The 10,221-nt window shown below is 70.5% G+C and carries 10 protein-coding genes; 1 reads left to right on the forward strand and 9 read right to left on the reverse strand.

Annotated elements, in window-relative coordinates; translation table 11 throughout:
• The 9 genes from NBZ85_RS21220 to NBZ85_RS21260 all read right to left on the reverse strand — a co-directional run.
• A partial coding sequence (locus NBZ85_RS21220; protein WP_261562466.1) for a hypothetical protein occupies positions 1-195 on the reverse strand: 195 nt, incomplete at its 3' end.
• A gap of 72 nt (positions 196-267) precedes the next feature.
• Complete coding sequence (locus NBZ85_RS21225; RefSeq protein WP_261556189.1) at positions 268-492, reverse strand: hypothetical protein; 225 nt, start codon at positions 490-492, stop codon at positions 268-270.
• Positions 493-1,379: 887 nt separating this feature from the next.
• Positions 1,380-1,511, reverse strand: coding sequence for a hypothetical protein (locus NBZ85_RS34075; protein WP_261562467.1), 132 nt, complete (start codon positions 1,509-1,511; stop codon positions 1,380-1,382).
• A gap of 168 nt (positions 1,512-1,679) precedes the next feature.
• Entirely contained in the window at positions 1,680-2,330 is a 651-nt protein-coding gene (locus tag NBZ85_RS21235; RefSeq protein WP_261556187.1) for a response regulator transcription factor, read from the reverse strand.
• Between the two features lie 5 nt (positions 2,331-2,335).
• On the reverse strand, positions 2,336-4,351 hold the full coding sequence (locus NBZ85_RS21240) for a sensor histidine kinase (RefSeq protein WP_261556186.1): 2,016 nt from the start codon (positions 4,349-4,351) through the stop codon (positions 2,336-2,338).
• Positions 4,352-4,381: 30 nt separating this feature from the next.
• A complete protein-coding gene (locus NBZ85_RS21245; RefSeq protein WP_261556185.1) occupies positions 4,382-5,098 on the reverse strand; it encodes a hypothetical protein in 717 nt (238 codons plus the stop codon).
• A gap of 451 nt (positions 5,099-5,549) precedes the next feature.
• The gene (locus NBZ85_RS34080) at positions 5,550-5,681 is read right to left on the reverse strand and encodes a hypothetical protein (RefSeq protein ID WP_261556184.1); all 132 of its coding nucleotides are present in this window, start codon (positions 5,679-5,681) and stop codon (positions 5,550-5,552) included.
• A gap of 4 nt (positions 5,682-5,685) precedes the next feature.
• Entirely contained in the window at positions 5,686-5,895 is a 210-nt protein-coding gene (locus NBZ85_RS34085; protein WP_261556183.1) for a hypothetical protein, read from the reverse strand.
• A 65-nt stretch (positions 5,896-5,960) separates the two neighbouring features.
• Positions 5,961-8,348, reverse strand: a complete 2,388-nt coding sequence (locus NBZ85_RS21260) for an MMPL family transporter (RefSeq protein WP_261556182.1) — start codon at positions 8,346-8,348, stop codon at positions 5,961-5,963.
• A 424-nt stretch (positions 8,349-8,772) separates the two neighbouring features.
• Here NBZ85_RS21260 and NBZ85_RS21265 point away from each other — a divergent pair.
• Positions 8,773-10,221: acyl-CoA carboxylase subunit beta (locus tag NBZ85_RS21265; RefSeq protein WP_261562468.1), on the forward strand; the 1,449-nt coding region annotated here is incomplete at its 3' end.

Below are 10,221 nucleotides of genomic sequence, written 5' to 3' on the forward strand. Positions count from 1 at the left end.
GCGCACACCGGTGTCCAGTAACTGGCCGGCCACGGTGTCGACCCGCTCCCGCAGTTGCCGGTAGTTCCACTCCAGGCTGCCGTCCACGACGGCGGGGGCGAGCGGGCGAGCGGCGACCTGCGCCCAGACCGCGTCTACAAGGGTGCCGTCGCCGGCCACCGCCGACAGCTCGTACGGGTAGGGCAGAGCGCACATGGGGGAACATCCCTTGGTCTCGGGCCACGGAGCGGCGCAGCGAGTGGGGAAGACTCAGCGAGTGGGGAAGACTCAGCGAGTGGGGAAGGCGCAGTGAGTGGGGAGGGCGCAGCGCAGGTTCGGGCGGACCGGGAAGCCAAGCGTCAGAGCGGTGGATTCGACGGTGGGGTCGGGATGCGCGAGGGCGACGGCCTCCAGCCCAGCCTGGTCAAACAAAGTCCGCCACATCGCGCGATCCAGCAGCCGTTGTCCGGTGATGACCTGGCGCAGGAAGTACAGGTTGCCAGCCGCTGCCACTCCAGGCTGGCGTGCACGCCGGTCTCGAGCAGAACGTACAGGGCGTGAGTCGGCGCAAGGTGACGCCGCGGCTGGATCAGTACCTGGTCGGAGAACATCTGAATTTCCTTCGCGGCGGGCCCGGTAACAGCCTTGGTCGGCCCGCTCGGATACTGATGCGGTTCGTCTGCAGGCGCCCTGATCCGATTCACCGCGCCGGGAGCCGGCCCGACAGGGCTCCCGTTACGGCCGAGCCACAGCTCGGCCCTACGGTCGGTCCGGTCACCCATTCGGGTCAACCATTCCACCAGCTCCGTTTCTCCCCGGTCGTAGACGCTAACCATGGCAGGCTGACGGGAAGTAGCCTGAACATGAACGTTGCACTACGACCACACCGGCAGACCACATCGGCAGACCAAACCGGTGGCCACACAGACCGGCCAGACCGTTCGACTGGTGAAAGCGATCATTTCAGCGGGCGGGTGTTTCATTATCCCCAGGTCGAAGGCCGACTTCACCCCGTCACGGCCAGGCGTCGCGACCGAAGACACCCAACAACTCTTCGGCGCCCCCGCCGCACAACCGCGAAGGTCGAGCTCGGTGTAGAGCTCAGTAATTCGGCGAGAGTCGAATACTCTTTCTGGAAGTTTCGCCGCGATATCCTCCCCCGCGCGGAAGCCACCGCCGGCTACGAGGCGGGGGATCTCCTGCCCGAGCGGGTGCCGCGGGCCGGCCGCACCGCCGTCCTTCACGCCGGGGCACGGACGACGTCCGGCACGCTCGCCCCCTCGCCGGCGTCAGGCAGCGGGGGCGCGAACGCGCCCGCTCGTCAGCAGACACCTGCCGCGATGCCGTGACCACCAGGAGGTCGGCGGGCCCCGGCGACGTCACGGACGCCGACGGGGCGGTCAGGGGATGACCCGGCGGCGGAGGCCACCGAAGGCGGCGAAGAACATCACCGGCGTCTCGACGTACTCGTGGAAGCCGAAGCGGCGCCCCTTCGAACCGTCGGCGAACATGTCATGGTCCCAGGAGAACACCGCGTCACCGAACCAGCCAGGACGAGACCTCCCGGTAGGTGTGGCCGGCGAGGCCATGGCGGGCGGTCATCGCCCTCCACAGCTCCTTCTTGTCCGCCATGGCGGAGTCGAGCTTCATCGGCAGCGCCGGGGCGCCCTCACCCGGCGCAGCCTCACACGAGACACACGCTAAGGTTCGCCGAGGCCGGCCCGCCGTGCTCTCACGATGATCTCGGGCCGGTCAGCGGCGCGCAGCTTCACGAGAATGTTCGAGACATGGTTGGCCACCGTCTTCGTGCTGATGTGAAGCTCGGCCCCGATGCTCACGTTGTTCGCGCCCGTCGCGACCAGGTCCAGGATCTGCCGCTCACGGTCGGTGAGTTCGCTGAACGGCGCTGCCGCGGACTCGGCCCGTCCACGCCCCAACCGGGCCCTGATGCGTTCGGCAACCGCCGCACCGAAGATTGCCTCGCCGTTGGTGATTGCCTCGATCGCGCGCTCTACGTCTCGGGGGAGTGCACCCTTCAGGAGATAGCCGCGGGCGCCCGCTTGCATGGCGGCGAACACGGTGTCATCGTCCTCGAACATGGTGAAGACCAGGACGGCGATTCCAGGATTTTCCGCGACAATCAGGCGCGTCGCGGTTATGCCGTCGAGGTCGGGCATCTGCAGATCCATGATGACCACGTCGGGTCGCTGCCCGCGGACCGCGTCGATCGCTTCCTGTCCCGTCCCGGCCTCGGCGACGACCTCTATGCCGTCCATCGTGTCGAGTAGTCCCCGCAGACCCGAGCGGACCACCGGATGGTCGTCGGCGAGGACGATCCGAACACGTTTCATGCTCGTCAAGCCCCCTGCTCCAAAGGTATCCGGATCGACACCAGGCCACCGTCACCGGTCGGACCGGCCTCGCAGATTCCGCCCACCTGCGCGGCCCGTTCCCGCATCGATCTGAGTCCCACTCCTGCTCGCCATGGCGCCGCAGCCGTCCCGTTGTCGCTGACCGTAAGATGGAGATCTGGATCGCAGCTTATTCGCACGGTGCACTGGTCGGCCATGCTGTGCCGACGAACGTTAAGCACGGCTTCGGTAGCAATCCGGTACGCGGCAACTTCCACCGCGGCGGACAGCACCAGGGCCTGCCGCGGTATGTCGAGCGTGAAGGACATCTGTGGGTCCTGACTCGCTTCCACAAAATGGCGAATCGCGCCGAGCAGCCCAAGCTCATCCAGCATCGGTGGTCGCAGTCCGTATACGACCGCACGGATGTCGGCTATCGCGGTGGTGAGCTCCGCGCGAGCGGCGCCGACGAGACGGTCGGCCCCCAACGGATCCGTCGGCAGCAAGGCTCGTGCGGTGTCGAGGCGGTAAGCCGACGCGGCCAGTATGGGGCCGAGGCCGTCGTGCAGATCGTGGCGTACTCGGCGGCGCTCTTCTTCGACGACGCCGACCAGCTGTTCGCGAGACCGCTGCAGGTCGATCGTCATCGCCACCGCCGCGACCGCGACCGCGAGCCGCTCGGCGACATCACCGAGCACGAGCTGATCCGCTCGGGAGACGCGGGACTCGCCCGAGCGCGGAATGATAATAAGGCGACCGAGGATACGCCCTGCGTGGTGCAGGGAGAATTCCGCCTGCTCGGAGCCGCTTCGCTGCCCGGTCTCGACTTTCATCGGTGGCGTGGTGTCGAGAAGATCGATCGCGACATACGGCAGGCGCAGCGTCTCGGCCACGCTCTTGACCGCGGTGTCGAGGAGATGCCGAGGCGACTCGGCGTCCCTGATCGCGTGCGAGATTCGCGACACCACAATGAATGCGTCGTCGCGCTCGCCGTACATGAGCAGGGTGACCAGGCGCTGCAGACGATCGCGTAGGGGGATCACCGCTATCGCGACTGTAATCGCGGCGACGATCGAACCATCCGCATCGGGCGCGAGTGCGTCGGTAATGCCGACCGCCACGACGTGCAGGCCGATCAACGACGTGACCAATGCGCCGTATACCACCGTGCGCCGTAGGGCGACCTCGATCCCGAACAGACGGTGCCGCGCGACGACACTCACGACCACCGCTATCTCGAGAAAGGTCTCGAGCTCGGCAACCGCGAAACCAACACCGGATGGCAAGGCGAAGACGGCAATGACTACGACCGGTGCGGCGGCGGCGAGCAATGCCAGACCATTAAGTGGTCGTCGCTCGTCGCCACGCGCGCGGCACCAACGAAACAGCACGGTAAAACACGCGCCGAGCATCCCGACCGCAAACAGCGGAATTGGGCTCGCAGGCCCCGCGTCAAGATCTCCCGTGATCGGATTGACCAGACCCGCGAACGGGCCAGGCGTCCTCGCCTCGAGCGTATAACTGAATGGAAGGAGTACGGAAGACATGAATCCGGCCAACACGACCGTTACCGCGGCAATGCCCGCTACCCGCAACCACCCCAGCGGCAACCGCCCGGTGGGGAACAGCACGTAGATCGCCGCGAGCACCGGCAGCTCGACGACGCTGCCCCAGGCCGCGAACCACAGCCCGACCGCCGCGCCGGGCCAGTCGCGACCGCCCAGGACACTGGTGGTCGCGACCTGGAGACCCACTCCCGCCAGGCCGTGCCCGACCGCGGCCGACAGTGCGAGCCAGCCGAACCGTAGATCAGGACGACGCCGCGCGATCAGAAGCCCCGGGACGCACCACAGACAGGCGCCGATAGCGTCTATCGCCCATGCACCCCGGGCAACACCACCCAGCGCGGCACCCGGATCCCCGCCCTTACCCCAGATCCGCAACGCCACGGTGACGAGCGCACACAGAACACTGAAGGCAGCCACGGCAACCGCGCTCCACGCACCAAGCCGTTTCGCCATATGCCAGATCCTCTCATGCGGCCGACGCGGTCAGCCAGCCATGACCTCCTCGCCGCCGGGTACCCGTCCGAGCCACATCAGCACAGAGATCGCAACGACGAAGGCGAGCCGAAGAAGATTACTCAGAACAAAGACAGGAAACGAGCTCGCAAAGAACCCGGGCAAAGCCGAGGCCGCAGCGGCCACCAGGCCGTACCAACACAGGGCCGCGGGTAGCGTCCGATTACGCAACCCGATCGCGCTGACGGCGGCGACAGCAACCGCGAGACACACATTTACTTCGATGATGACCAACGTCGAGGCCACATCCGAGATGACCGCGAGATTCGCATCCACCGAAACGCCACGACCGCCATGCAGCGCGATGGCCTGCGCGAAGTTGAATCCGTCCGACGCGATACCACCAGCGACGAAGCCCGCCGCCGCCAGCGCTACGAGCGGCGACGCCATGCTTCGTGGCGCAATTCTTCGAACCCACGACCACAAGCCTGCAAAGAAGAACATCTCGAACGCGGTCAGCAATGCATAAGCTCCGAAGCGCACTGGCGCGACGTCCAGAAACGTGGAGCCGTCGAGCGTGTCACGGTACTGTGCCACCGCATCCGATGCCCAGGAGTCTGGACCACCCATGGCCGGACCCAGACCGATAATGCCCACCACCATAACCACGCCGGCGGCCCCGATCCAGCGCAACGGTAGCGCGAAGCCTGTTGGTCGAAGGCCTTCAACTACATCCCGATTGGTCACTACAAACCTCCCTGAACGGCTAGGAGGTCGTAGCATCCAAGACCCGCTGTCCCGAGCACATGGGGTCAGATTCCCGACCCAGCCGGGAATTTCGACGGCGCGATCTCCGCGTTCGAAGTGGGTCCCCGCCACCGTGATCCATAAGACCGTCGGTGATGACGTAGGTGGAGGTCCCGGCGCCGGCGACGGTGGCGGTGGCGGTGGCGGTGGCGGGGCTGACCGTCGTGGTCAGCTCGTTGCCCTCGGCGTCGTAGGTGTAGCTCTGCCCGCGCAGGGTGCCCCCGGGGCCGGCGAGGGTGTCGGAGGTGGTGCGGCCCAGGTCGTCGCAGCCGAAGGTGCGCGTCGCCCCGCCAGAGGCGTAACCGATGGCTCCTTCTCAACAGTCGACTCGGTCCCGACAGGCGCACCGGCCCCGGCCATCAGGCCGCTCACCGGCCCCGGCGGCTTCGGTCTACGGGATGACGCGGCGGCGGAGGTCGTCGAAGAGGGCGTAAAACATCGTCTCGGTCTCGACGTACTCGTGGAAGCCGAAGCGGCGCCCCTTCGAACCGTCGGCGAACATGTCATGGTCCCAGGAGAACACCGCGTCACCGAACCAGCCAGGACGAGACCTCCCGGTAGGTGTGGCCGGCGAGGCCGTGGCGGGCGGTCATCGCCCTCCACAGCTCCTTCTTGTCCGCCATGGCGGAGTCGAGCTTCATCCGCAACGCCGGGGCGCCCTCCAGGTCGAAGGAGCGGCCCGATCGGCGGCTGCGGCCGGCGGCCGGCGGGGGCCACCCGGCACCGACAGCCAGCACTGTGCGACATCTCCACCGTCCACCGCGACGCCCCCGGCGGCGGGCTCGTCCTCTGCCGCCGCCCGTCAGTCCGGACGAGGGTTGCCCGGTCGATGAGGCTCGAACCAGCTCCACGGTGCGGTGACGGTGGGTCCGATCGCAGGCCCCGCAGGCCCCCGGCCGCCGGGCAGCCGCGCCGCCGCGTCGGGCTCGCGACCGGCCACCGCACCGACGGCGGCACGCGGCGCCCGCCGCCGGGTGGACAGCCGGGTCGGCACCGTGTCCTCGGCGCGGGCGGGCCCGGCCGGGGAAACGGGCCCGGCCAGCGGCCGCCTGTCGGCGGCGTCACGGGTGAGGTGCACCAGTGCGGGCAGCAGCAGGACGCGCAGCACCAGCGCGTCGAGCGCGACGCCGACAGCCAGCCCGAGGCCAAGCAGCTTCATCGTGCGCACCTGCTGGCAGGCCAGCCCGGCGAAGACGGCGATCACGATCAGGCTGGTCGCGACGACCACATGGCCGACGTCCGCGTGGCCCGACCGGATCGCCGTCGCCGGGTCCTCGCCGTCCGGCGGCCGCTCCTGCGGGTCCCGCAGCCGGCGTAGCAGGGTCAGGTGCATGCCGATGGCCAGGCCGAAGGAGACGATCAGGATGAGGCCGAGGACGAACGGTTCGATCGGCCCGGCGCGCACCCCGAGCAGGCCGGCGAGATGGCCGTCGCAGAAGACGAAGGTGATGGCGCCGAGCGCCGCCGCTGTGGTCAGCGCGCTGGCTGAGACGATCGCCAGCGTGGGGCCCACGCGGCGCACGCTGGCGAGCACGCTCACCCCGAGGACGACGAGTTCGAGGGCCGCGAAGGCCGGCAGCACCCGGGTGAAGCGGGCCGCCATGTCGTCGAACAGCGCGGTCTGGCCGCCGATGTGCACCCGCACGGTCGTGCCGGCAACGACCGCGGGCACCGTCCGGGTGCGTAGCCGCCGCACGAGGTCGCTGGCCTGCACCGACCGGGGCTCCGCCTGGGGCAGCACCTCGATCAGCGCCGAGCGGGTGGCGGGGTTCTGCAGCACCTGGAAGGCCCTGACCACCCCCGGGGTGGTGCCGAGGCGGTCGAGCAGGGTCGCCAGGACGGCCGGGTTCGCCGCCGGCGGGTTCGACACGGGCGGGTTCGCCGTGGGCAGGTTCGAGACGGCGACGAGCACGGGACCGTTCAGGCCCGCGACGTAGTCGTCACTGATGATGTCGTAGGCCCGCCGGGTGGTCGTCGACGTCGGGTCGACGCCCCCGTCGCCGCCGCCGAGGCGCAGTCCGATGATCGGTAGTGCCAGCACGGCCAGCAGCAGGACCGCCGCGGCGGCGAGCATCCCCGGGAAGCGGCCGACGAGGCCCGCCCACGCCGAGCGCAGACCCGGCCGGACGGGCAGGCCGCGGCCGGTGGCGCGTAGCTGGGTGCGCTCGGTCCAGACCAGCAGGGCCCGGTCAGCGACGGCGAGCGTCGCGGGCATCAGGGTGGCGATGGCGAGGCTGGCGACCGCGGCCGCGACGAACGCGGCGGGGGCGAGGCCGGCGAGGACACTCGCGTGCAGCGCGCTGGTGCCAAGCATGACGACGGCGAGGCCGAGGCTGCCCCAGGCCAGCGCGCGCCCGGCCTGGGCCATGCTCGCGGCGACCGCGTCCAGTGGCCGCCGCCCGGCGCGCATCCCGGCCTGGCAGCGATGGACGGCCACGACCGCCGCGCCGAGGCTCACCCCCACGGCGATCATCACCGCGAGCAGCGGTGCCAGCGGGCTGACGTCGACGCGGCGGGAGAGCAGGGTCACGCCGGCCTGCACCCCGGCGGCGGTCGCGGCGGCGACCAGCGCGCAGACGGCTATCCCGCCCGGAGCACGTACCACCAGGCACAGGATGATCGTGGCCGCCACGACGGCCAGGGCGATGGGGGTCATGGAGATGTCCCCCTGGACGATCATCGTGGTGCCGATGCCCGACATCTCCACCTGGATGTCCGGCCCGTCGTAGGCGCGGGCGGTCGTGATCAGGCGCCGCACCGCGGCGAGGTCTGGGCTGGTCGCGGCGCCCTTCATCACGACGCCCACGATCGCCGTGCGCCCGTCGCGCGCCACCGGCTCGACGCCGAGCAGCAGGCCGCCGGCCGGCCCGTACGGATCGATCGCGGTGGCCACACCGGGCAGCCGGGCGACCCGTGCGGTCATCGCCGCGATCCGCTGGCGGACGGCCGGGGCGTTGACGTCGCCGTCACGGGCCCGCACGACGATCATCTCGGCGTCGGGCAGGCCGCCGGGCACGACGGTCGCCAGGGCGTCGGTCGCGAGCTGGGAATCGGTGCCGGCGACGCCGAACGCCTGGTGGTAGCGGGCGCCCTCGTGGCCCGCCAGCACGCCGCCGGCGACCAGAACGATCAGCCACGTCCCCACCACGATCCACCGGTACCGCAGGCACCACCCGGCGATCAGCCCCACAGTCCACTCCTCGACGCCCGGGCCGCCACCTCCGGCGCCTCGCCCTGTTTGTCCGTATTCCCGCTACTGCGGGGACAATATGAGCGCATCAGGACGATCAGCGTCAATGCGTGTCCGGTGCCGTGCGGTCGAGATGGCACGGGGGTGCCGGCCGGTCACCGTGATTTCGAGGGTCGGCGTTCCGCGGCCGCGAAACCGCGCCCGAACCGGAAATGCGGCGAATCTTTCCGCGCCCCGCCGGGCGGGAGCGGGCTCTATCGATTCTTTAGGGGAATGCAAGACGGTCGGTCGACACTGGCAGGAACACCGCGGGCGCCCCCGCCCGCCGGTCACCGACCGACCCGTGGCGCGGCGCGGGTGGCGCCCGAGGATCGCATCTGCGACACCGGATCGCCGCCACCGGCACCGTGCGGGAGAGGAAGCCATGACCCAGCCGACCAGGATCGGCCAAACCGCGGTCGTCATCCCCGGCCAGGATGTGCGCGACCCCGCTCGCCGGCTGTCCCAGCTCTTCGACGCGGGCTCGTTCGTCGCCGACGCCGCGCCCGCCGGTGGCCGGGTGCTGGCCGGGCGCGGCCGCATCGACGGCCTGGCCGCGGTCGCCTTCTGCACGGACGGGACCCGGATGGGCGGGGCGCTCGGCGCCGTCGGCGCCCGGCAGATCGTGACCGCCATCGAGGCGGCCGTCCGCGACGGCGTGCCGGTCGTGGGGCTGTGGCACTCCGGCGGCGCGAGTCTGGCCGAGGGCGTCGAGGCGCTCGACGGCATCGGCCAGATCTTCGCCGCCGTGATCCACGCCTCCGGGCGGGTGCCGCAGATCTCCGTGGTGCTGGGGCCCGCGGCCGGCGGCGCCGCGTACGGGCCGGCGCTGACCGACGTCGTCATCATGGCGCCCGACGGGCGGGTCTTCGTCACCGGCCCGGACGTCGTGCGCAGTGTCACCGGAGAGCAGATCGACATGGCGGGTCTGGGCGGTGCCGACGCGCACGGCCGGCGCTCCGGCGTCGTCCATGTCATCGCCCGCTCCGAGAGCGACGCCTACGAGCGGGCCCGGCGGATCACCGCGCTGCTCGCCGCGCCGGGGCACGTCGACCTCGACGCCATCACCGCCGAGGAGACCGCCGCCGACGCGATCACCGCCGAGGACACGGCCGCCGACGCCGGCCAGGACCTGGTCGCGCCCGACCCGCGTGACCCGCGGTCGCTGCTGCCGCAGCGGGTGCGGCGGGCCTACGACGTGCATCCGCTGGTGTACCGGCTGCTCGACGGCGACGACGGCCCGGGGGACTTCGAGGAACTCCAGCCGCGCTGGGCGCCGAACGTCGTCGTCGGTCTCGGCCGGCTCTACGGCCACAGCGTCGGCGTGATCGCGAACAACCCGCTGCGCAAGGGCGGCTGCCTGGACTCCCTGAGCGCCGAGAAGGCCGCCCGCTTCGTCCGCATGTGCGATTCCTTCGGCGTCCCGCTCGTCGTCGTCGTCGACGTCCCCGGCTACCTGCCCGGCGTCGGCCAGGAATGGGACGGGGTGGTGCGCCGCGGCGCGAAGCTGCTCTACGCCTTCGCCGAGGCGACCGTGCCCCGGGTCACGCTCATCACCCGCAAGTCGTTCGGCGGCGCCTACATCGCGATGAACTCCCGCTCGCTCGGGGCCACGGCCGTGCTCGCCTGGCCGCAGGCCGAGATCGCCGTGATGGGCGCCGAGGCCGCCGTCGGCATCCTGCACCGGCGCGCCCTGGCCGCCGCCGCCGACGACGACCGGCCCGCCGTGCTCGCCCGCCTCGTCGAGGAGCACACCCGCGCCGCCGGCGGCGTCGAACGGGGGGTGGCGCTGGGTGTCATCGACGACGTCATCGACCCGGTCGACACCCGCCCC

Source organism: Frankia tisae (assembly GCF_025403405.1).
In the GTDB taxonomy this organism is placed as follows: domain Bacteria; phylum Actinomycetota; class Actinomycetes; order Frankiales; family Frankiaceae; genus Frankia; species Frankia tisai.

Bases quoted from the DNA above. Each gene is read 5' to 3' on its own strand.
- NBZ85_RS21235 (WP_261556187.1), bottom strand. From the start codon at position 2,330: ATGAAACGTGTTCGGATCGTCCTCGCCGACGACCATCCGGTGGTCCGC.
- NBZ85_RS21240 (WP_261556186.1), bottom strand. From the start codon at position 4,351: ATGGCGAAACGGCTTGGTGCGTGGAGCGCGGTTGCCGTGGCTGCCTTC.